Below are 22693 nucleotides of genomic sequence, written 5' to 3' on the forward strand. Positions count from 1 at the left end.
CAGTCAGCGGTTTCACTGTCTGCTTTGTTTAGTTACAAAAAAGGGTCATTACGTTAAAAAAACTAGTGGGATAAGGAAAATTTTATTAACATGGTTACGGTATTGTCGGAATAGCTATTTTAAGATAGAAGGAAGGAAACGCCATGAATGTACCTGAGAATGTTATTATAACTACAATAAAAGGAAAAGAAGTTCTCTCCAATCCTTTTTTGAATAAAGGAACAGCTTTTACGAAAGTGGAAAGAGAAGACCTTGGACTTGAAGGTCTATTACCGCCACAAGTACTCACCCTTGATGAGCAAGTTAATAGGGTCTATGAACAATATTCGATGCAGACGACGAATCTGTTTAAAAACGGGCTGCTTTATGATTTATATAACCGCAATGTTATCTTGTTTTATCGTCTTTTGAAAGAACACCTGGCAGAAATGCTCCCTATCATCTACACTCCTACTGTCGGTGATGCAATCCAGTCATACTCCCATAGCTACCGTCACCCAGGTGGCTTATATCTTTCCATTGATAATCCTGAGGGCATTGAAAAGGCATTTTATAATCTAGGAAAGCCCAAAAATGGTATTGATTTAATCGTCGTTACCGACTCTGAAAGCATTCTTGGTATTGGGGACCAAGGGATAGGCGGTATTAATATTGCGATTGGTAAACTTGCCGTGTACACGGCTGCAGCTGGTATTGATCCAAGCCGTGTTCTGCCAATCGTGATGGATGTTGGCACGAACAATCAGGCTTTGATTGCAGATCCTATGTATATCGGCAACAAATTCGCACGTGTCCGCGGTGATCGTTATGATCAATTTATTGATTTATTCATTCAGACTGCAAGAAATTTCTTTCCAGAGGTTCTCATTCACTGGGAGGACCTTGGCAACGTCAATGCGCGAAAAATCTTGGATAAATACGGTGACAAAATCCTTACCTTCAACGATGACATCCAGGGGACAGGTGCTGTTACTCTTGCTGCTATTATGTCTGCTTTGAAAGTAACAGGAGAAACCCTGAAGGACCAGCGCATTGTTGTCTTTGGACCAGGGGCTGCCGGCATTGGTAACGCAGACCAAATGGCAGATGCCATGGTTCTAGAAGGGTCGACCAGAGAAGGAGCCTATGATCGTTTTTGGGCTGTAGACTATCGGGGTTTACTAACAGATGAAACACCAGATGTTCTGAACTTCCAGAAGCCTTATACAAGAAAGGTGGATGAAGTTAAAGACTGGGATAAGAATGAGGAAGGGATCATTACATTAATGGAAGTAGTTCAAAGGGTGAAGCCAACCATCCTGATTGGTACTTCCGGACAAGCCGGTGCCTTCACTGAGGATATTATAAAAGAGATGGCCAAGCATGTTGAACGTCCAATCATCATGCCAATGTCCAACCCGACTGCGCTGGCTGAAGCAGTGCCAGAAAACCTAATCAAATGGACAGATGGCAAGGCGTTAATTGCGACTGGCAGCCCCTTTGCCGATGTAAAATACAAAGGTGTTACCTATGAAATCGGACAGTCAAACAACGCATTTGTATTCCCAGGGCTTGGACTTGGAGCAATTGTTGCAAAAGCTGAAATTATCTCAAAAGGAATGTTCGCAGCAGCAGCAAATGCAGTTGCCAAAATGTCAGATACCAGCACATCAGGCGCATCCCTGCTGCCATCCATTGAAAAGCTTCATGAAGTCTCAAAATACGTAGCCATTGAAGTAGCCCAAGCTGCAATACACGAAGGAATTGCAAGAATAGATATTCAAGATGTTGACAATGCTATTGAAGATGCTATGTGGAAACCTGAGTATAAAGAAATTAAGAGTGTAGGTATTTGGACAAAGATTAATTCCTATGCATATTAAATAGTTAAATAAAATGCCTGTACTTCTGGTAATTGATCGAACTTTCGGTATTCCAGGCAGTGACAGGCATTTTTTGTAATCAACTAGATTAAATGGGGCCAATCCTTTTTTGGGAAATCTTCCATGAATTATTACATCGATTGTTTAAGTTTCTATAGTATAAAATTGCACATCTATCTTATTTGATTTTTCAATCCTGTCAAAAGTTATACTACATATTTTTATAAATGATTAAAGAATTATGCCTGAGAAACTTCCTTTTAATACTTCTTTTTCAAGTTGATTCATACATGTAAATGCCGCAGTAATTTTTGTGCGATTTTTTTCATCCAGTTCAAATTGTTCAATAATTACGTCACAACGGATCGTATCACCACTAAAGACGGGGCGTAAGAATTCAAAATCCATCTTACGAGCCAATACATTATAATCACCGCCAACTTTCGTAGGGAGTGTTGATGTTAAAAGTCCTTGTACAACAAATCGTCCTTGTTCATCTGGTGTAACATGATGAATCCCCTGATCCTTAGATACCTTTGTAAATAAGACAACATCTTCTTTTGTAAACGTTCGCTCAAAGGTGATTTTTTCGCCTACTTGCAATTCCATCCATACTTCTCCTCAAAACATTTTATGATTCACTTAATTTTACAGCTGGAATACACAGTTAACTAACATCAAAGTATTCTTGTATTTATTATACAGAGACATTATAAAAGAAGATAATTCAAACCACCTTATCCAATATTTCCAATCAAATTTTATTATAAATCTATAATATAGACGTTCTTTTTTGTAGCGCAATTCAATTATTATATTACGTTTATTAAATAAGAAAAACGTCGCAACTTTATTCAAATCTACATTAAGCTTTCATAGGATTTTACTATATAGTAAAGAACTTTTTTATTCAGTAAACAATTTTTTTTATCTTTTTACACCTGTCAATTTAAATGGTAATCCGCTGTGGAAAATGAAAGTTTAATCAGAGAAAAGCGTCCCCGACTTGTTCAACAAAAAATCGGTGGGAGAAAAAATGGATGTTTTCAAATACACCACGTGGTGCTAGAGGAAGTGCCATCATGTATAGTGTGGTTGAAACCGCAAAAGAGAACAATTTAAGTTCCTATCATTATCTTCGTTATTTGTTTGAAACGCTCCCCAATATCGATTTAAATAATAAAGAGGAAATTGATAAAGTCTTGCTGTAGTCAATGGATTTACCATCTAGTTGCAAAGGCCGAAAAAAGTGAAGTAAACAAAAAGTAACTCTAAAATCAATCTTCATGGTATTTTTGGGATTTTATTAACATTTACGGTATAGACATAATGAAGTAATATATTGAATGAAATGAAGTGAATACATGAAGGATGGACATAAAATGGGAGATTTATTATTAATGATGATTGAACGCGTTGGTTTAATCGTTATTTTAGGATATTTACTTTCGCATATTAAGGCGTTCCGTTGGCTGCTACATAAGCAAGATGGCTATAAAGGTAGCTTTATGTTAATTGGCATATTTTCATTATTTACAATTGTAAGCAACTACACAGGGATTGAGATTTCTGGTAATACGATTATGAATGATAACTGGCTGCAGGGCGTCTCTTCTTCTAGTACGATTGCGAACACGCGTATTATGGGAATTGGGATTAGCGGATTACTTGGAGGACCAGTTGTTGGAATAGGAGTAGGGTTGATAGCCGGCATTCATCGTTATGTACTAGGGGGAACGACCGCATTGAGCTGTGCAATCTCTTCTATTTTAGCTGGGGTTGTGACAGGTTATATTGGCTATTTATATCAAAAACGGAATCGCGTTGTAACCCCTAAGTTTTCTGCAGTGCTTAGCATCTGTATGGTATCGCTGGAAATGCTTATGATTCTTTTCATAATTGATGACGGCTGGAGCATTGTGAAAACAATTGCACTCCCAATGATTCTCGTAAATGGTTTTGGAAGTTTTATTCTATTGTCAATGATTCAGTCCATTTTACGACAAGAAGAACATGCGAAGGCATTACAAACGCATAAAGTATTGCGCATTGCTGATAAAACACTTCCGTACTTCCGCCAAGGATTAACGGAAGAATCATGTACGCAGGTGGCACAAATTATCCATCGCTTTACAGGAACAGATGCAGTATCTTTAACAGATACAGAAAAAATATTAGCGCATGTTGGATTAGGATCTGATCATCATATTCCTTCCCATAGCTTAATTACTGAATTGTCAAAAGAGGTGTTAAAGACCGAGAAAATTATGAAAGCAAAGTCGCGCGAAGGGATTAATTGTCAGCATGAAGGGTGTTTATTACAAGCTGCAATCGTGATTCCGCTCACATCTCGCGGAAAGACCATCGGTACGTTAAAGCTTTATTTTAAAAATCCCAATTCATTAAGCCCCGTAGAGGAAGAGCTGGCAGAAGGATTAGCGAAAATCTTTTCAACGCAGCTTGAGCTTGGAGAAGCAGAACTGCAAAGTAAATTATTGCAAGATGCGGAAATAAAGGCGCTGCAAGCACAAATTAACCCTCATTTTCTTTTTAATGCGATTAATACAGTCTCTGCTTTATGTCGTACAGATGTAGAGAAAGCAAGGAAATTATTGTTACAGCTAAGCGTGTATTTTCGCTGCAATTTACAAGGTGCAAGGCAACTTCTCATTCCGTTAGAACAAGAATTGAATCATGTGCATGCGTATTTGTCGTTAGAACAAGCAAGATTTCCGAATAAATATGAAGTGAAAATGTATATTGAAGACGAACTGCACAATATTTTGCTTCCACCGTTTGTGCTGCAATTATTAGTAGAAAATGCTCTTCGTCATGCATTTTCCAAAAAACAACCTCTAAGCCAAGTTGAAATTCATGTTTATGCCAAGCAAAACAGCGTACATTTCAAAATAAAAGATAACGGTCAAGGGATTGAACCGGAGCGATTAGAGCGGTTAGGAAAAGCAATTGTATCGTCAAAAAAAGGGACGGGAACAGCATTATATAATATTAATGAACGGTTAATGGGGCTGTTTGGAAAAGATACAACGCTTCATATTGTCAGTGAACTGGAAGCAGGGACGGAGATTTCCTTTACGATTCCAATTCAAAGAAAAGGAGGCAGCGATATTGAAAATATTAGTAGTCGATGATGAAATGTTGGCACGGGATGAATTAAAATATTTATTATATCGAACGAAAGAGGTCGATATAATTGATGAGGCAGACAGTGTAGAAGAAGCGTTAGAGAAGTTGATGAAAAGTAAACCGGATCTTGTTTTTTTAGATATTCAGTTGTCGGATGATAATGGATTTGAGATTGCTAATATACTAAAGAAGATGAAAAATCCACCTGCTATTGTATTTGCAACGGCCTATGATCAATATGCCATTCAGGCATTTGAAGTAGATGCTTTAGATTATATTTTAAAGCCGTTTGACGAAGAGCGCATTGCTCAAACGATTAAGAAATTTAAAAAACGAAAACAGCATGAAATGGAGGAGAAACAAGAAGTACATGCGTCAGATGTATCTAGCAGAATGGAAAAATTAGCGCTGCCGATTGATGAATCGATTGTATTAGTGAATATAGAAGATATCGTATACGCTGGATTGTTGGACGGAAAAGTAATTGTGAAAACGATTTGTGATACGTATGTGACGTACGATACGCTTGTTATATTAGAAAAGAAATTGCCACAAATGAATTTTATGCGTGTGCATCGCAGTTTTATCGTAAATGTAAATCATATTTCTGAAATCCAGCCGTGGTTTAACTCTACCTATAATTTAATTATGAAAGAGGATTCAAAAGTGCCTGTAAGCCGTACTTATGCAAAAGAATTAAAGAAGCTGCTTCGTATTTAACAAGCAGCTTTTTGCATTTCGTCCTTCTTTTTCTGTAACTGATTTCATATATTTGACGCTCTGTGTTGTAAGTGCTTACGGAATCGTTTACATCCTATACAATAAAGCTATCAAATCGAAAGAGGTGGAAGGATAGTATGAAACGTTCATCTATTAATCCATGGCTTGTTGTCCTCGGTACAGTCATTGTCCAAATGGGACTTGGAACGATATATACATGGAGCTTATTTAATCAACCTTTAGTGAGTAAATACGGCTGGAGTCTTAACGCTGTTGCGATAACTTTCTCAATCACTAGCTTTTCTTTAGCATTTTCAACTTTGTTTGCAGGTAAATTACAAGAGAAATTAGGGCTTCGTAAACTCATTATGATAGCCGGATTAGCCTTAGGAATTGGCTTGATGCTTAGTTCGCAAGTTTCCTCTTTACCAATGCTTTATGTACTAGCAGGAGTTGTTGTAGGTTACGCAGATGGTACAGCCTATATTACTTCACTATCCAATTTAATAAAGTGGTTTCCAGAACGTAAAGGTTTAATTTCTGGTATTTCTGTCTCCGCATATGGCACGGGTAGCCTAATTTTTAAATACATTAACGCAAAGTTCATTGCTTCAGTTGGTGTATCACAAGCGTTTTTATATTGGGGCTTAATTGTCGCGGTTATGGTAGTGATAGGCGCTTGTTTAATCCATAAAGCCGCTGAAGAAGATACAGTTCATGAAACAAAAAGTCATGACTTTACAACAAGAGAAATGCTAGGCACAAAAGAAGTTTATCTGTTATTTATTATGTTATTTACATCATGTATGAGTGGCTTATACTTAATTGGGATGGTAAAAGATATCGGTGTTCAACTCGTAGGACTTAGCGCAGCAACAGCAGCTAATGCGGTCGCTATGGTTGCGATTTTTAATACGCTTGGTCGAATCATTTTGGGACCGTTGTCAGATAAAATCGGCCGTTTAAAAATTGTTACCGCAACGTTTGTCGTTATAGCTATGTCTGTCTTTGTTCTTAGTTTTATGAACTTAAATTATGGCATTTATTTCGCCTGTGTAGCAAGTGTTGCTTTTTGTTTTGGTGGAAATATCACGATTTTCCCAGCCATTGTTGGTGATTTCTTCGGTCTAAAAAATCATAGTAAAAACTACGGAATCGTGTATCAAGGCTTTGGTTTTGGAGCACTCGCAGGTTCCTTTATCGGTGCACTTCTAGGTGGATTTAAACCAACTTTTATGGTGATTGGCGCATTGTGTGTCGTGTCATTTATTATCGCTATTTTAATTCGACCACCTAGTCAGCAAAAAGAAAAACAAGAAAATTATCGCAGCGTAGCGTGAGCATTTTAAATTTTTATTACATTTTAAAAGTAAACGTAAAGTTACGAAATATATGATAAAAAGCATGACAGTTTTATGTCATGCTTTTTTAATGCAAAAACTACAGGGTGAGCTATTGTAGTCATATAGTTATATTTGTTTCAAGTTTTAAGAGTTGTTACCGCCATATAGCTATATCGTTTCAAGTTTTAAGAGTTGTTACTACCATATAGCTATATCGTTTCAAGTTTTAAGAGTTGTTACTACCATATAGCTATATCGTTTCAAGTTTTAAGAGTTATTACTACCATACTGAATGTTTTACTTCAACTGTTATCATTTCTATGTATTCCGGTGATCGAATGGTTGCATCGTATTCCCTCTTCTCTTCATATTTCATATAAAGTTAATCGGATGTAGAGCAAAACGGTTCCCCATTTGAATCCGTTCATAATGAATACCATACTGTAACCGTTTTTTGCTATACGGAGTAAAAAAATTGGGTTCGTAGCATTAGTACTCAATATCGATTTTTTCCCTTGAGGTACTTGTTTATCGGCTATTGTATTGTCTAAGATTCCTTAACGTTGTAAATTCGCGTCTTGTTGACGGGACTTTATACCCATCAACTTAAGATTTTGAAGTGCACCCAAAACGAAATTTTTTCTCCCTACATTTATTTATGATAATTAAGTTCACTTTTTTCGTTTTGGGGTATTTTTATTTGTTAGCTTGATTGGATGTGGCGAGACCCCATTCTTATCAAGTTAAGGTAAACCAATACCCGAAAACGAAAAAACGTTATACTTTTGATAGCTTGCTTAGTTTTATAAAGTTATCTTGTTCCGTTTCCTTACCTGCCGCAGCACAAGATAACATAACAACCCAAGCGGACCGAACATCAGGATGAGGAATAAGAGTATAGATTGCATCGGTATTGATACATACCGATGTTCCATGTTATCCCTATAAATGTAATGGCCGATCGCCTGATCGAAGCAAAGCAAATGAAGCCAGACGAGTAAGGCAAAGTCCGGTTTGGACAACAGTCGGATAACACCCTCCGCCGACCCGAAATCTTGAATGAATCCAAAGCTTGAGCCTACGATGGCCATGATGATTCCAATAGCATAAAGTGCAGCGAGATACATTGGAAAAATGGCTATGTCCGCGAGAAACTTTGTGACTCGCCACGTCGGCAACAGTATCAAAAGAAGCCAGAGCAGTATAGCTATGCCCGCAAGAGAAAACAGTTTTTCATACATCGTTACAATTCCTCTCTCCAGGAAAATATTATTTTAATTTCTATGTGATGATGGATTGGCAGTCACCGGCTTCGGTCTCAGCAGTTCAAATGCAGCGGCAACGAATGTGGCAAGCCAAATGAGCAGCATGGCACCGGAAAGGAGTGGTAGCACTGTCAGTTCAAAAACGGAACGCCCGAGGGCGGTTTGTAAACCAATCAGCACGATGGCAAGCGTCCAAGCGAAACTCCCAAAATGGATTCGCCGCAGGGCACGTCTCTTACCTGTATGTGCCCGCTCCGATAACCATCCTAGCAACGTTAGTGTTTGCAAAGCATGAAAGCCGAGCCCATGAAGGACAATTAAGTTTCCTGCTTCACCCGTATATCGGCTTTGCAGCGCCATTATCCATATTCCTGAGGCAAAGGCAATCATGGTTGAGAAAAGTGCATAGCGGATGCCCAATACTAAAAGCGGACGTTCATTCGTCTGTCTTTTGCGATAAAACGGGATGGCAAGTAGTACAGTGACGATGATGATCAACAGCGCATCAAGCCCAAACAAAGCGCCAGCAATCGAATCGATAGCAGAGCCGGTACGCGTAAACCGCGGATTAATCCCGCGAAAATGTTGGATCGTTTCGATCGCATAGGCATATAGGGTTGTCAGTGTGAAAGCCCAACGAATAGCTGCCCGTTTGCGGGAACTCAGCCCCGCTATCGGTAAAATGGCCGCTATGGACAAAATAAACAATGCGATTGCGGCATTGAAAGAAAACGCCCGCTCCAAGTCGCCTTCTGGAAAAATGATTGCCCCGTATAGTCCAATATATACCGCAATACAAACTGCAAGCACAAAGCCAAGCATGCTAATAATTACGAGCAGCTTTTCTCCTTCAAAGAGCTTCATCCCAGACATTTTGTCGACTTTTTGATTGTCTGCCTTCATCAATTTATCATTCCTTTCTCATGATTTCTTTTAATAGAAATGACTTTCATTATTTATTTATTAACAAATAAATAAAATATGAATAAAAAGGCAGCACTGTTACTGCCTGGGATGTCTGTTGCTGCATCATTAATTTGAACTGTTATTTCGTTTTATCCTTAAAATGGAGCAATTGTGGCAAATCCAAAACCTCCGATACCGTAATTAAGAGACCTAACAGTGCATCTTTGTTTCAAACTCAAAAAAGTCAGAGCATTAAGTGCTGTGACTTTTTTATAATTTTTATATTGTATATTTTTGGAGTAAACGCTATAATGATAGTGTTAAAGATGGAATCGTGATATGACCTGTTATGAATCTATCATTTTACTTACAAATAAATGGATTGGTATTTTAGCAAGATGTGCTAATTAACTACTCCACCATGATGATAGCGTACCTATTAATTCGGTGCGTATATTTTCGTGGTGGAGTTTTTTTATTCTCAAAAAGGGGGAACGACCATGAACGACAGCATGGTTCATATTACAATTGACGGCAAAGAATATAGTGCTAAGCCCGGTTCAACTATATTGGGTATCATTAATGAGAACGGAATTGAACATCCACAAATCTGTCACGTGCCTGAAGTGGATCCTATCCAAACGTGTGATACTTGTATTGTAGAAGTTGATGGAAAACTTGTGCGATCCTGCGGGGCAGTAGCAACGAACGGTATGAATATTGAGTTGTCCTCTATTAGTGCGAAGGCAGCACAAACTGAGGCGATGGACCGCTTATTGGAAAACCATTTACTTTATTGTACGGTCTGTGACAACAATAATGGGAACTGCAAATTGCATAATACGGCAGAATTAATGGGAATTGAGCATCAAAAATATCCTTACAAACCAAAAGTAGATACAAGCGAAGTTGATATGTCTCATCCATTCTATCGCTATGACCCTAATCAGTGTATCGCGTGCGGTCAATGTGTAGAGGTTTGTCAAAACTTGCAAGTAAATGAAACATTATCTATTGATTGGGAGGCAGAGCGTCCTCGTGTTATTTGGGACGATGGAGTGGATATTAACGATTCTTCATGTGTAAGCTGCGGTCAATGTGTAACTATTTGTCCTTGTAATGCTTTGATGGAAAAATCGATGCTTGGTGAAGCTGGATTTATGACTGGGCTGAAACCGGACATTCTTGAGCCGATGGTTGATCTTATAAAAGAAGTTGAACCTGGATATAGCGGTATTTTCGCTATATCAGAAGTAGAAGCTGCCATGCGCGAAACTCGTACAAAGAAGACGAAAACAGTATGTACGTTTTGTGGTGTAGGATGCTCATTTGAAGTGTGGACGAAGGGACGTAAAATTCTTAAAGTACAACCAACTTCTGAGGCACCAGTTAATGCAATTTCTACTTGCGTAAAAGGGAAATTTGGTTGGGATTTCGTAAATTCTGAAAAACGACTCACTAAGCCTTTAATTCGTAAAAATGGAACATTTGTTGAATCAACTTGGGAAGAAGCGCTTGATTTAGTGGCAAATAAATTAGGATCCATTAAAGAACAATACGGTAAAGGATCTGTAGGCTTTATTTCTTCTTCTAAAATTACGAATGAAGACAACTATGTCATTCAAAAATTAGCTCGACAAGTGTTTGAAACGAACAATGTTGATAACTGCTCTCGTTATTGTCAATCACCAGCAACAGATGGATTGTTCCGTACAATTGGTATGGGCGGAGATGCGGGAACGATTAAAGATATTGCGCAATCAGGTCTTGTTATAATCGTTGGTTGTAATCCAACAGAAGGTCACCCGGTATTAGCTACTCGTGTGAAACGTGCGCATAAACTTCACGGTCAAAAACTAATTGTTGCAGATCTTCGTAAAACCGAAATGGCAGAGCGTTCAGATATCTTTATTAGTCCAAAGCAAGGAACAGACCAAGTATGGTTAATGGCTGTTACGAAATATATGATTGACCAAGGTTGGCATAATCAACAGTTCATCGACGAGAATGTAAACTTCTTTGAAGATTTCAAAGATAGTCTTGCAGAATATACACTTGAATATGCAGAAGAGATTACAGGCATTTCAAAAGAAACTCTCGTTCAAATGGCCGAAATGATTCGCGATGCAGATGGTACTTGTATTCTTTGGGGAATGGGTGTAACTCAAAATACGGGTGGTTCAGATACTTCTGCTGCGATTTCAAATTTACTTCTTACAACAGGAAATTATCGTCGCCCCGGTGCTGGCGCATATCCACTTCGAGGTCATAACAACGTACAAGGTGCTTGTGATATGGGAACTCTCCCAGGCTGGCTTCCAGGATATCAGCACGTTACCGACGATGTAGAACGTGCGAAATTTGAACAAGCTTACGGGGTGAAAATTGATAACAAACCAGGTCTCAACAACATTGAAATGCTTCACGCAATTGAAGAAGGGAAAATGAAAGCCATGTATCTTGTTGGAGAGGATATGGCCCTTGTAGACTCTAACGCAAATCATGTACATGAAGTTCTATCAAGCCTTGACTTCTTTGTCGTTCAAGATGTATTCCTTTCTAAAACTGCTCAATATGCCGATGTAGTGTTACCAGCAGCGCCATCTCTTGAAAAAGAAGGTACTTTTACAAATACAGAACGTCGTGTACAAAGACTATATCAAGTACTTCCTACGCTCGGAGATGCGAAACCAGACTGGTGGATCGTACAAGCGATTGCAAATAAATTAGACGCAAACTGGAACTATAGTCATCCAAGTGAAATCTTTGCTGAAATGGCAAGTTTATCGCCACTTTTCGCAAAAGCAAACTATGAAGTGCTTGAAGGTTGGAACAGTTTCCATTGGGGAAGCTTTGACGGAACGAATACTCCGCTTCTTTTCCAAGATGGATTTAACTTCCCAGACAAAAAAGCTCGTTTCGCCATAGCTGACTGGGTACGTCCTGCTGAATTCCCAGCGGAATACGATCTTCACATTAATAATGGTCGTATGCTTGAACATTTCCATGAAGGTAACATGACAAATAAATCAACTGGTATTCAAGCTAAAGTGCCTGGTGTTTTCGTTGAAGTTTCTCCAGAACTTGCAAAAGAACGTGGAGTTAAAACTGGTTCACTAGTGCGTTTAGTCTCTCCTTTTGGAGCACTTAAATTACGTGCGCTTGTAACGGATCGTGTAAAAGCAAATGAACTTTATTTACCGATGAACTCGACAGATAAAGAATCGGCAATTAATTTCTTAACGGGTCCTGCGGTTGATCAACGTACGAATACACCTGCATATAAACAAACGAAAGTTCGTATGGAAGTGTTACAAGTAGAAGGTGAAAATCCGATGCCAAAAGCGAATCCACGTAACAAAAAGCGTCACCCTCAAAATGGGATTGAGGTAAATCGTAAGTGGGCTCGTCCAGGATACGTGCACTTAACGGATAACTAGGGAGGAGAAAAGAATATGGCAGCACCTATTAAAGCAATCCAAAAGCAGGAGCTAACTGAGGAAGAACAAAAACAACAAAAGCTAGAAGATTTAAAGCTACTCTTAGCTAATAATGAAGAAGCTTTAAATCAAATGTTTAATATTGTAGGTGAACTGAATGACATTGGGATGCTGGAAGCTGCAAATTCGATGCTTAAAGCGAAAGAACCAATCGCAAAAATTGTTCTAGGACAAGTCACTCGTGAACCAGTTACGAATTTAATTAATAATATGATGGGCGCTGCAGGAGCTTTAACAGAACTTAATCCGGAACTTACTAAAAAACTTGTAAGTAGTGTATTAACAGGTATGGATGAAGGAAACGAGCATCTGCAAAGTAATAAAAAAGTAGGAATACTGGACCTTATGAAAGTACTTAAGGATCCAGACATTAACCGTGCTATCGGATTCGGTCTTCATTTCTTAAAAGGTATGGGTAAAGGGTTAAAAGACGAATAGGTAAGCAACAATAATATTATTTCATACGTTGTATGCATGTTTGAAATAATTCCTAAAGATGAACCTTTTCGTCTCATTATTTGAGTGGAATAATTCAGACGAAAAGGTCATTTTGTTACAATGTGTATGATGAAGTAGTATTCGAAAAAATATTATTGATTAACTGGGGAGGAATGAGAGAATGTCAAAAATGGTACATGAATTTAATGATATGATACGAAAGCTTCGAAAGGATTTGTTCGGTAAAGGGCCGGAACGAATTCATACTGTATTTGCTGAGAATATGGCTATTGCCACACTTTATGGGAATTTGACACCTACTGAGAAATTCATTTCGGGAACTATGGATGGTGCGGAAATGGTTCATATGGCTAGAACGAAAATGATTCAGGAGGTTTATGCTGTTAATTCTCGTGAACATTTGGAAGAGCTTGTTGGGGCGAAATTAGTTCATTTATTTTCGGATATGAAAGTGGACGAAGATATTGCAGTTTCAGTATTTGTCTTTGATAAAAATATAACGTGAGAGAAGGATACTGATCGTGAAATCGATACAGGTGGAACGGGAAATTTTCCGTTATGAGCAAGGGGAAATTAAACATATCGAGGACAGCATTGTAACAGAGTTTCCAGTTACAGTTAAAATTAACGGACAGGAATTTGTTACAATGGTTAGTACTCCAGAATATATTGAAGATATGGTAATAGGCTTTTTAGCATCTGAAGGTATTATCCGAAAGTATGAAGATATTGATGAAATATGGGTACAGGAGAAAGAAGGATATGTACATGTAAAAACGACAAAAATCAATCCTTATTATCGTGACATCCAAAATAAACGTTATATTACTTCATGCTGTGGAATGAGTAGACAAGGATTTGTTTTCGCAAACGATGCGCTGACCGCGAAGAAAATAGATGACGTTCACGTAAAGATCTCTGCCCAGGATTGTTTTCGATTAATGAATGATATGCAGCAATCTGCAGCTACTTTTCATCATACGGGCGGGGTTCATAATGCAGCTTTATGCGATGTGAATGGAATCATTTTAAGCCGAATGGATATAGGAAGACATAATGCTTTAGATAAAATTTACGGCTATTGTTTAAAAAACAATATTTCTATTAGTGATAAAATTATTGTTTTTAGTGGCCGTATATCTTCTGAAATTCTATTAAAAGTTGTGAAAATTGGCTGCGAAGTAATATTGTCAAAATCCGCTCCAACTGAGTTAGCACTAGAGCTAGCAGAACAATTAGGGATTACTACAATAGGCTTTATTCGTAATCAATCTTTAAATGTATATACTCATCCGGAGCGGGTTGTAAATATTAAATAAATGTAAACTGGGTAGCAAATAAAACTTGTACGGAATTATAAAATATGTAGAAGCGAGGCAATAAACATGAAATCTGTCACATTAGACAAATTGCACCGTCCTTTAAGGGATTTACGTATTTCTGTTACCGATCGCTGTAATTTTCGCTGTCGATATTGTATGCCGGAGGAAATATTTGGTCCTGATTATTCTTTTTTGTCTAATGATAAAATTTTGTCTTTTGATGAAATTGAAAGGGTAACACGTATTTTCGTTTCTTTAGGTGTAAGAAAGTTGCGTATTACTGGGGGAGAGCCTTTACTTCGGAAAAACCTACCTGAACTAATTGAACGACTTAACAAAATTGATGGAGTAGAGGATATTGGTTTAACTACAAATGGATCCCTACTTAAGAAGTTTGCTCCTGATTTATATAAGGCGGGTTTATCACGTGTGACAGTTAGTTTGGATTCTTTGGAAGAAGAGCGTTTTGCTTATTTAAATGGGAATAGAAGTAAAGTGAAAACGGTTCTTGGAGGAATACAGGCTGCAGCGGAAGTCGGGATGAAAATTAAAATGAACATGGTTGTCCAAAAAGGAAAAAATGAACAGGACATCGTTCAGATGGCGCAATACTTTAAAGAGAATAAGCATATTCTTCGATTTATTGAATATATGGATGTGGGGAATTTTAACGGCTGGAAATTAGACGAAGTAGTCTCTAAACAAGAGATATTAGAGATGATTAATAAAGTTATGCCGCTGGAACGAATGGAAGCAAACTATCCTGGTGAAGTTGCCACTCGCTATCGTTATATCGGTAGTGATGAGGAAATAGGAATTATTTCATCTGTAACAGATTCTTTTTGTTCATCATGTACAAGAGCTCGTATTTCCGCAGAAGGAAAGCTATATACTTGTTTGTTTGCTTCCAAAGGAAATGATCTTAGAGAATTACTTCGTTCTGGGTATACCGATGATGAGATTACCGATGTTATTCGTGACATTTGGAATAATCGTTCAGATCGCTATTCAGATGAACGGTTAAGCAATACAAATAAAAAAACATTGCCAAAAATTGAAATGTCGCATATTGGTGGTTGAGAAATAAATGATATGTTAGGATGACATTCAAAACACTATGAAAGAGGGCTATTAGTAGCTCCTTTTTGTTATAGCAGATAACGCTTGAATATACGAAGTGGAAAGTGTGCAAGTCCTGCAGATTTTCTATTTTATAGTAAAAGTGATGATTGATATCTCTGTAAGAGAAGTGCAGGGAGATTAAGCAGCATTCAAAAATCCTTACTATGTTAAGGGTTTCTTGAAGCTGTTTTTTTATTTGAAAAAATGGAGGAATTGGTTATGGCATTTCATAAACCGGAAAAAATCGCTGAGCTGGTGATTGAAGCCGGTGTTCAAAAGGTAAGGCAATCGCTATCCGCCATGCTTATTCTTGGTTTTTTAGGAGGAGCATTCATTTCGTTAGGGTTTTTGCTTAATATTCGAGTTCTTGGTAATTTACCGGAGCAATGGGGAAGTCTAGTAAACTTTTTGGGAGGAGCAGTTTTTCCTATAGGGCTTATGCTCGTTGTCCTTGCAGGAGGAGAATTAATTACGGGAAACATGATGTCAGTGTCCATGGCCCTGTATGCACGAAAAATCTCATTGAAAAGTGTGTTAAATAATTGGGTTTGGATAACTTTAACTAATTTTGTTGGTGCACTTTTCGTAGCTTATTTTTTTGGTCACCTTGGCGGGTTGACGGAGGGGGCATATTTAAATAAAACAGTAGCAATAGCCCAAGAGAAATTACATGAATCGTTTGGGAAAACATTAATTTCAGCAATTGGTTGTAACTGGCTTGTTTGTCTTGCAATTTGGTTGGCTCATGGAACTAACGATTTTGTTGGAAAAATTATCGGAATTTGGATTCCTATTATGACATTTGTGGTAATTGGATTTCAGCAAGTGGTAGCAAATATGTTTGTAATCTCAGTAGTTATTTTTGCGGGTCACCTTTCATGGATAGATCTTGCAGAGAATTTTGTTCCTGTTTTTATAGGAAATGTAATTGGTGGAGCTGGATTTGTTGGATTTGCTTACTTTTCTTGTTATCAGAAACAAAGTCATATAGAGAAAGAGTAAAAAAACAACCTCATATGAAGCAGATTTTTTAATTAATGGGGTGTTTTAGAACTAAAAGAAAGGAAGGCTTTCTAATGATAGAGCGGTATTCACGACAACAGTTGTTCACTCCTATTGGGAGTAAAGGACAAGAGAAGATTAGAAATAAGCATGTGTTGATTGTGGGGGCAGGTGCATTAGGAAGTGCAAGCGCAGAAGCGTTGGTTCGTGCAGGTATCGGAAAGTTAACGATCATTGATCGTGATTACGTAGAATGGAGTAATTTACAGCGACAACAACTTTACGTTGAACAAGATGCAACAGAAAAATTGCCAAAAGCAATTGCAGCTCAGAATCGTTTAAAACAAATCAATTCAGAGGTACAGATCGATGCTTTAGTGATGGATGCAAGAATAGAGAATATGGAAGTTTTGTTAGACGATGTCGATATTATCATTGATGCAACAGATAATTTTGATATTCGGTTTGTGATAAATGATCTATCACAAAAATATGATATTCCTTGGATTTACGGTTCTTGTGTGGGGGGATATGGCATGAGCTATACCATTATTCCAAGGAAAACACCGTGCCTACATTGTGTACTTAAAAGTGTTCCGGTTACAGGAGCGACATGTGATACGGTTGGAATCATTAGCCCAGCTGTCCAAATGGTGGCAGCGTATCAAGTGGTGGAAGCATTTAAAATTCTAGTAGAAGATTTTTCAGCAATTAGAAACACCTTTTTAATGTTTGATATATGGAGTAATCAATACCATTCTGTCAAACTAGAAAAGATTAAAACGGACAATTGTCCTTCGTGCGGAACGCATAGAACTTATCCTTATTTATCTTATGAAAACCAAACAAAGACAGCTGTTTTATGTGGGAGAAATACGGTTCAAATTAGACCGCCGCATAATAGTCGTTACAATTTTGACCATTTAGAAAAACAACTAAAAAAACATGGGAAAGTAGATCGAAACCCGTATTTGTTATCTTGCCAACTAGATGATTATCGTTTGGTCATGTTTCAGGATGGTCGTGTATTTATCCATGGGACAAATGAAATTCAAAAAGCGAAAAAAATATACTATCGTTTATTAGGGTAACAGAAGGAGTGAGGAAAATGATAGAAAAACGAATACCGATTACAGTTGGAGAGGCCGTCCATAAAGTAATGGAGTTTGCCAGCCCTGGTTTAAAAGAGCTGGTACCACTTGAATTAGCTTACGGACGTATATTAGCCGAGGGTTTAGTAGCTGATTATGATGTTCCCTCCTTCGATCGCTCACCCTATGATGGATTTGCTATTAGAGCAGAAGATACTGCCTGGGCAAGTTATGAGAATCCAACTATATTCGAAGTAATCGGTGAAATTGGGGCAGGTTCCATATTTCCTCAAGAGGTAGGGCCATTTCAGGCAGTTCGAATCATGACGGGGGCACAAATTCCGAAAGGATGTAACGCGGTTGTGATGCTGGAACTGACCCGTCAATATGAGGATGTCGGTAAAATATATATGGAAGTGAAACGCTCATTCAAAAAAGGAGAAAATATTTCCTTTCAAGGTGAAGATACACGGAAAGGGACGATTCTTGCGAAAAGAGGAGTTTACATTAATCCAGGTATTTCAGCTCTTCTTGCTACATTTGGTTACAGCGAAGTGCCAGTTGCAAAAAAACCTGTGATTGGAGTATTAGCGACTGGGAGTGAGCTTCTTGATGTAAATGAATCGCTAAAACCCGGGAAAATTCGAAATAGTAATACGTACATGATATTGTCCCAAATTCGAAGAGCGGGGGGAAGAGTGAAATACTTTGGGAAGTTTAGTGACGATTTTGATACGTGCCACGCAGCCGTAAAAGAAGCGTTAAGTCAAGTGGATATGTTAATCACAACCGGTGGTGTTTCGGTAGGGGATTATGATTATTTGCCAGCTATCTACGAAAAACTAGGGGCATCGGTTCTTTTTAACAAAGTTGCAATGCGGCCGGGCAGCGTCACGACCGTAGCACAATTAAATAAAAAATTATTATTTGGATTATCAGGTAATCCCTCTGCTTGTTATGTAGGCTTTGAGTTATTCGTAAGACCGAGCATTCGTACCTATATGTTTAGTGAAAAGCCACATTTAAAAAGAGAAAAAGCATTACTGGGAGAAAATTTTCTTAAACCTAATCCATTTACAAGATTTGTACGAGCAAAACTCATATATAACGAAGGACAATTAATCGTCTATCCATCAGGATTTGATAAGTCTAGTGCGGTTTCTTCATTAGCAGAATCAAACGCTTTTATCGTACTCCCAGGCGGTACAAGAGGATATAAAAAAGGGATGTTTGTAGATACCCTCTTATTAGAAGATAACCAAGGAAGTGAATGGCCTTGGAGCAATATTATTCCATCCTATAAATAATAGAGTTTAAAACAACGGGAAGATAATGTTGATAGGAAAATAGATTACAAGAGCTGTAAAAAAGAAATAATATTAGCTTTTCAAGTTAGCAGAGGATAAAAAATGAATTCATTTTTTATCCCGCTATTCGTGGGCAGTAAGCCCCCCACCTCAAGATTTAGAGAGAAGCAAAGAAGATAGGTGGGGGATGAAGAAAACCTCCACTGATGGAAGTTTCACTTTATTGAGATAGTGAGGAATTTTGATGGGACAAGTATTATTTGAAATTGTAGATACTCCTATTTTAGTCGAAGAAGTAACGAGTAAGGTAGCAAGAAGAGAAGCAGGTGCCATTACAACCTTTATTGGAACAGTAAGAGAATTGACAAAAGGAAAACGAACTTTACATCTAGAGTACCAAGCATACGAATCAATGGCAGTGAAAATGCTTACACAAATTGGTGAAGAAATCAAGAAAAAATAGCCGGATGCAAAAATAGCAATTACACACCGGGTGGGACGACTAGAAATAATGGATATTGCAGTTGTAATTGCAGTTTCGTCGCCACATCGTAAAGTGGCCTACGAAGCGAATGAATACGCAATTGAACGCATTAAACAAATCGTCCCAATTTGGAAAAAAGAATTTTGGGAAGATGGAACAATGTGGATTGGAGATCAGCTTGAAAATACTCCGTATCCAGAAGGAAAACCAAAGAAGGAAGAATGAGAAGATGATTACAATATTACTGTTCGCAAATTTGCGAGAAGAAGTCGGCTCAGATCAATTAGTAATAATAGAAAAACGAGAGATTAATGTTTATCAATTAAAAGAGTGGCTGAAAGATAATTATCATTTACAATCGTTAGATAGAGTCATGGTAGCTATTAATGAAGAATTTGTAATTGATGAAGATACTGTAAAGGCTGGAGATATAGTTGCGTTTATCCCGCCTGTAAGTGGAGGGTAATTCTTTCCACTCAATTTTCGTCTCGAATACAGCATCTTTCATACATTAAGGAGGATAACTATGAGTAATTTCTCACACTGGAACGAAGAGGGAAGAGCCAAAATGGTTGATATCTCTCAAAAGGATATTTCAACACGTACAGCTGTTGCACAAAGTACAATTTCTTTATCGAATGAATTATTTGAAGCGATTCAAAGTGGAGTACTGAAAAAAGGTGATCCACTTCAAGTCGCACAAGTTGCTGGAATTATGGGTGCTAAAAAAACAGCTGATGTAATTCCTATGTGTCACCCTATATTCATACAAGGAACAGACTTTACGTTCAATTATGAAAAGAAAATCGATGGATATGATTTAATTATACAAGCTACAGTAAAATGTAGTGGTAAAACAGGGGTGGAAATGGAGGCGTTAACCGCTGTATCTATCGCTGCTCTTACCTTTTATGATATGTGCAAAGCCGTTGATAAAACAATGGTCATTAAAGAAACATATTTGGTTCAAAAAACGGGTGGTAAAAGCGGGGATTTTTTTCATAAATTGTAATGATTAGAATAGATGGAATGGTAATAATGGATTGTTATCATTTTATTTATGTTATAAATGGTTGGATTGGTATATTAGTAAGTATTGCTAGTAATCTATTCCACGATGAGTACACAAGCCTATTTCATTAGGATCGAGTACTCATCGTGGTTTTTTTGTATACAAATTAAGGAGACAGGAAGGAATGAGGTTTATGCTTACTCATGAACAAATTATGAACGCTCTAAACCATGTTCAAGATCCAGAGTTGCACAAAAGTATCATGGAATTAAACATGGTAAGAAATATTCAAATTGATGGTACACAGATTCAACTTGAAGTTGTTTTAACTATTCAAGGTTGTCCTTTAAAGGCAAAAATTCAACAAGATATTGAAGACTCTCTTCGAAACATTGGAGCCTCTAAGGTTTCTTTGGCCTTCGGCTCCATGACACCGGAAGAACGAGCTGCATTAACAAAGACTTTAAAGAAAAATTCTAGAACGGAAACCGGCATGCCTAGTATGCTGCAACCTGATTCAGGGGTACGCTTTATTGCTGTGACAAGTGGAAAAGGTGGAGTAGGGAAATCAACTGTCACAATTAACCTTGCTACTGCTTTAGCTCGTATGGGGAAAAAGGTTGGGATTTTAGATGCAGATATATATGGATTCAGTATCCCAGCTATGATGGAAGCTAATCAAAAGCCAACAATGATAGATCAGACAGCGATTCCGGTCGTTAGTCATGGCGTTAAAATCATGTCAATGGGATTTTTTACAGAGGGTAATAACCCAGTTATGTGGCGAGGACCAATGCTAAACAAATGGATTCAAAATTTCCTTGCCAACACTCACTGGGGAGAATTAGATTATCTCCTTCTTGATTTGCCTCCTGGTACAGGAGATGTTGCGATTGATGTGGCTGCGATGATTCCTCACGCGAAGGAAATTATAGTTACTACTCCTCATAATGTAGCTTCGTTTGTTGCTTCCAGAGTAGGGGTAATGGCAAAGCATACAAAACATGATATTTTAGGTATCGTTGAGAATATGGCATATTATGAGGAACAAGATGGTTCAAGGAACTATCTCTTTGGGAAAGGTGGCGGCGAAATGTTAGCAGAACAACTGCAAACAGAAGTGATAGCACAAATACCTTTTGCAAAGCCTGAAGAAAATAAAGGTTCGTCCGTATATGACGAAGATTCGCTTGTTGGAGAGATGTTTACATCTTTGGCTCAAGATCTTATCTACAAAGGGTAATATCATTTTTTTTCTGTGGATGTCATTTTCATAGAGGGATATAAGAAAAAGCATTATCCCAAAGTTGTTTTAATCCGAGATGAGGACGATCTTTCATTACTTAATTCACTAGTTAATGTCCGGTGTGTAATAAGTCATGTGAAATTGGATAGTAAGGAGCTTAAGCATTATCAAGCTTTTCAGCTAGAAGAAGATGATTTGTATATAGATTTTTTAAGGAGGGATTTTAATGGGAATGTGTAATGTAGATCATTCTTTTGAAGATGTAATCAATAAACTTGAAACTCAAAAATGCTTTTTATCCGAATTTTTGGTTAAAGACTTATATGAATTTCTAAAGAGCAATCATTCACAGCAAATATTAAATGAACTATTTCACCTTTTAAAAAAGTACGACCTAGCATCTAAAGAAGAGCGGGAGAAAAGAAATGAACAATTAATGTTACTTATAAGTTAATCAATAGAATTAACGGTAGTATTTAACTTGCGTTTTCTTTCGTTAGCTTTTCGGAAAGGATGAATCTCATGGATATCAAAAAGATGATAGATACAATAGAGACAAAAGAAATAGATACAGAATCATTTGTTCCTGAGCTACATGATAAACTGGTAAAACTCTTTAATGAAAAAGATATTGAATGGTATATTGAGATTTTAAAAGATATGATATCGTGGGCTGTTCATCTTAAATTTGATCTTGTTTTGAAATATTTTGGAGTGCGCCCTATTGTTACTTCAGATGAACGAAAACAATTTCAGGAAATATTTAAGTGCTTGGCTACGAGGAATAATAATAAAGATTGGTTTTTGAATTTATTTGCTTTATATCTAGGATTAATCGTTGTGTTTCAATTTGATGCCAAAATGATTGAGAAAAACTTTTTGAATTAGTTTAATTGTGAAACCTT

Annotated in this window: 20 protein-coding genes and 3 pseudogenes; 20 read left to right on the forward strand and 3 right to left on the reverse strand. The window is 37.5% G+C overall.

Going from position 1 to position 22693, the window contains the following annotated elements:
• Window positions 1-143: 143 nt before the first annotated feature.
• Window positions 144-1862 (forward strand): NAD-dependent malic enzyme, encoded by a 1719-nt coding sequence (locus ACFQZ1_RS20520; RefSeq protein WP_377884014.1) that lies wholly within the window; start codon window positions 144-146, stop codon window positions 1860-1862.
• A gap of 231 nt (window positions 1863-2093) precedes the next feature.
• Here the strand turns inward: ACFQZ1_RS20520 and ACFQZ1_RS20525 are convergent, their stop codons facing one another.
• Window positions 2094-2471, reverse strand: a complete 378-nt coding sequence (locus tag ACFQZ1_RS20525) for a hotdog family protein (RefSeq protein ID WP_336483061.1) — start codon at window positions 2469-2471, stop codon at window positions 2094-2096.
• A 422-nt stretch (window positions 2472-2893) separates the two neighbouring features.
• Here ACFQZ1_RS20525 and ACFQZ1_RS20530 point away from each other — a divergent pair.
• From ACFQZ1_RS20530 to ACFQZ1_RS20545, 4 genes and pseudogenes are all read left to right on the forward strand, one after another.
• Window positions 2894-3073: pseudogene (locus tag ACFQZ1_RS20530) on the forward strand (transposase domain-containing protein); the annotation flags it as partial.
• A gap of 171 nt (window positions 3074-3244) precedes the next feature.
• The gene (locus tag ACFQZ1_RS20535; RefSeq protein ID WP_377884015.1) at window positions 3245-5014 is read left to right on the forward strand and encodes a LytS/YhcK type 5TM receptor domain-containing protein; all 1770 of its coding nucleotides are present in this window, start codon (window positions 3245-3247) and stop codon (window positions 5012-5014) included.
• Window positions 4989-5729: a LytR/AlgR family response regulator transcription factor gene (locus ACFQZ1_RS20540; protein ID WP_377884158.1), complete on the forward strand. Its 741-nt coding sequence runs from the start codon at window positions 4989-4991 to the stop codon at window positions 5727-5729. The genes ACFQZ1_RS20535 and ACFQZ1_RS20540 overlap by 26 nt, the downstream gene beginning before the upstream one ends.
• A gap of 137 nt (window positions 5730-5866) precedes the next feature.
• The gene (locus ACFQZ1_RS20545) at window positions 5867-7069 is read left to right on the forward strand and encodes an L-lactate MFS transporter (RefSeq protein WP_377884016.1); all 1203 of its coding nucleotides are present in this window, start codon (window positions 5867-5869) and stop codon (window positions 7067-7069) included.
• Between the two features lie 806 nt (window positions 7070-7875).
• Here ACFQZ1_RS20545 and ACFQZ1_RS20550 read toward each other — a convergent pair.
• Both ACFQZ1_RS20550 and ACFQZ1_RS20555 read right to left on the reverse strand, forming a co-directional pair.
• Window positions 7876-8313, reverse strand: coding sequence for an ABA4-like family protein (locus ACFQZ1_RS20550; RefSeq protein ID WP_377884017.1), 438 nt, complete (start codon window positions 8311-8313; stop codon window positions 7876-7878).
• 33 nt (window positions 8314-8346) lie between these two features.
• On the reverse strand, window positions 8347-9240 hold the full coding sequence (locus ACFQZ1_RS20555; protein ID WP_377884018.1) for a hypothetical protein: 894 nt from the start codon (window positions 9238-9240) through the stop codon (window positions 8347-8349).
• 342 nt (window positions 9241-9582) lie between these two features.
• Between ACFQZ1_RS20555 and ACFQZ1_RS20560 the strand changes: the two are divergent.
• The 15 genes and pseudogenes from ACFQZ1_RS20560 to ACFQZ1_RS20630 all read left to right on the forward strand — a co-directional run bounded on the left by ACFQZ1_RS20560 (window position 9583) and on the right by ACFQZ1_RS20630 (window position 22676).
• Window positions 9583-9775, forward strand: a pseudogene (locus tag ACFQZ1_RS20560) (hypothetical protein).
• Window positions 9744-12683, forward strand: a complete 2940-nt coding sequence (gene fdhF / locus ACFQZ1_RS20565) for a formate dehydrogenase subunit alpha (RefSeq protein ID WP_377884019.1) — start codon at window positions 9744-9746, stop codon at window positions 12681-12683. Before ACFQZ1_RS20560 ends, fdhF begins: the two are co-directional and overlap by 32 nt.
• A gap of 15 nt (window positions 12684-12698) precedes the next feature.
• Window positions 12699-13181 (forward strand): helical membrane plugin domain-containing protein, encoded by a 483-nt coding sequence (locus ACFQZ1_RS20570; protein ID WP_377884020.1) that lies wholly within the window; start codon window positions 12699-12701, stop codon window positions 13179-13181.
• Window positions 13182-13362: 181 nt separating this feature from the next.
• Entirely contained in the window at window positions 13363-13707 is a 345-nt protein-coding gene (locus ACFQZ1_RS20575; protein WP_002168730.1) for a Na-translocating system protein MpsC family protein, read from the forward strand.
• Between the two features lie 16 nt (window positions 13708-13723).
• Window positions 13724-14521 carry a formate dehydrogenase accessory sulfurtransferase FdhD gene (gene fdhD / locus ACFQZ1_RS20580; protein WP_377884021.1) on the forward strand — a complete coding sequence of 266 codons (798 nt, stop codon included), beginning with the start codon at window positions 13724-13726 and terminating at the stop codon, window positions 14519-14521.
• A 66-nt stretch (window positions 14522-14587) separates the two neighbouring features.
• Entirely contained in the window at window positions 14588-15604 is a 1017-nt protein-coding gene (gene moaA, locus ACFQZ1_RS20585) for a GTP 3',8-cyclase MoaA (protein WP_377884022.1), read from the forward strand.
• Window positions 15605-15865: 261 nt separating this feature from the next.
• The gene (locus tag ACFQZ1_RS20590; protein ID WP_377884023.1) at window positions 15866-16648 is read left to right on the forward strand and encodes a formate channel; all 783 of its coding nucleotides are present in this window, start codon (window positions 15866-15868) and stop codon (window positions 16646-16648) included.
• A 74-nt stretch (window positions 16649-16722) separates the two neighbouring features.
• The gene (locus tag ACFQZ1_RS20595) at window positions 16723-17739 is read left to right on the forward strand and encodes a molybdopterin-synthase adenylyltransferase MoeB (RefSeq protein WP_377884024.1); all 1017 of its coding nucleotides are present in this window, start codon (window positions 16723-16725) and stop codon (window positions 17737-17739) included.
• Between the two features lie 20 nt (window positions 17740-17759).
• On the forward strand, window positions 17760-19046 hold the full coding sequence (locus ACFQZ1_RS20600; protein ID WP_377884159.1) for a molybdopterin molybdotransferase MoeA: 1287 nt from the start codon (window positions 17760-17762) through the stop codon (window positions 19044-19046).
• Between the two features lie 244 nt (window positions 19047-19290).
• Window positions 19291-19755, forward strand: a pseudogene (locus tag ACFQZ1_RS20605) (molybdenum cofactor biosynthesis protein MoaE).
• Window positions 19756-19759: 4 nt separating this feature from the next.
• The gene (moaD, locus tag ACFQZ1_RS20610; RefSeq protein WP_377884025.1) at window positions 19760-19996 is read left to right on the forward strand and encodes a molybdopterin converting factor subunit 1; all 237 of its coding nucleotides are present in this window, start codon (window positions 19760-19762) and stop codon (window positions 19994-19996) included.
• Window positions 19997-20056: 60 nt separating this feature from the next.
• On the forward strand, window positions 20057-20542 hold the full coding sequence (gene moaC / locus ACFQZ1_RS20615) for a cyclic pyranopterin monophosphate synthase MoaC (RefSeq protein ID WP_377884026.1): 486 nt from the start codon (window positions 20057-20059) through the stop codon (window positions 20540-20542).
• A gap of 193 nt (window positions 20543-20735) precedes the next feature.
• Complete coding sequence (locus ACFQZ1_RS20620) at window positions 20736-21785, forward strand: P-loop NTPase (RefSeq protein ID WP_377884160.1); 1050 nt, start codon at window positions 20736-20738, stop codon at window positions 21783-21785.
• A 235-nt stretch (window positions 21786-22020) separates the two neighbouring features.
• Window positions 22021-22242, forward strand: coding sequence for a hypothetical protein (locus tag ACFQZ1_RS20625; protein ID WP_377884161.1), 222 nt, complete (start codon window positions 22021-22023; stop codon window positions 22240-22242).
• A 68-nt stretch (window positions 22243-22310) separates the two neighbouring features.
• A complete protein-coding gene (locus ACFQZ1_RS20630) occupies window positions 22311-22676 on the forward strand; it encodes a hypothetical protein (protein WP_377884027.1) in 366 nt (121 codons plus the stop codon).
• Window positions 22677-22693 lie beyond the last annotated feature (17 nt).

The sequence above is a fragment of the Bacillus sp. CGMCC 1.60114 genome (genome assembly GCF_042676365.1).
In the GTDB taxonomy this organism is placed as follows: domain Bacteria; phylum Bacillota; class Bacilli; order Bacillales; family Bacillaceae_G; genus Bacillus_A; species Bacillus_A rhizoplanae_A.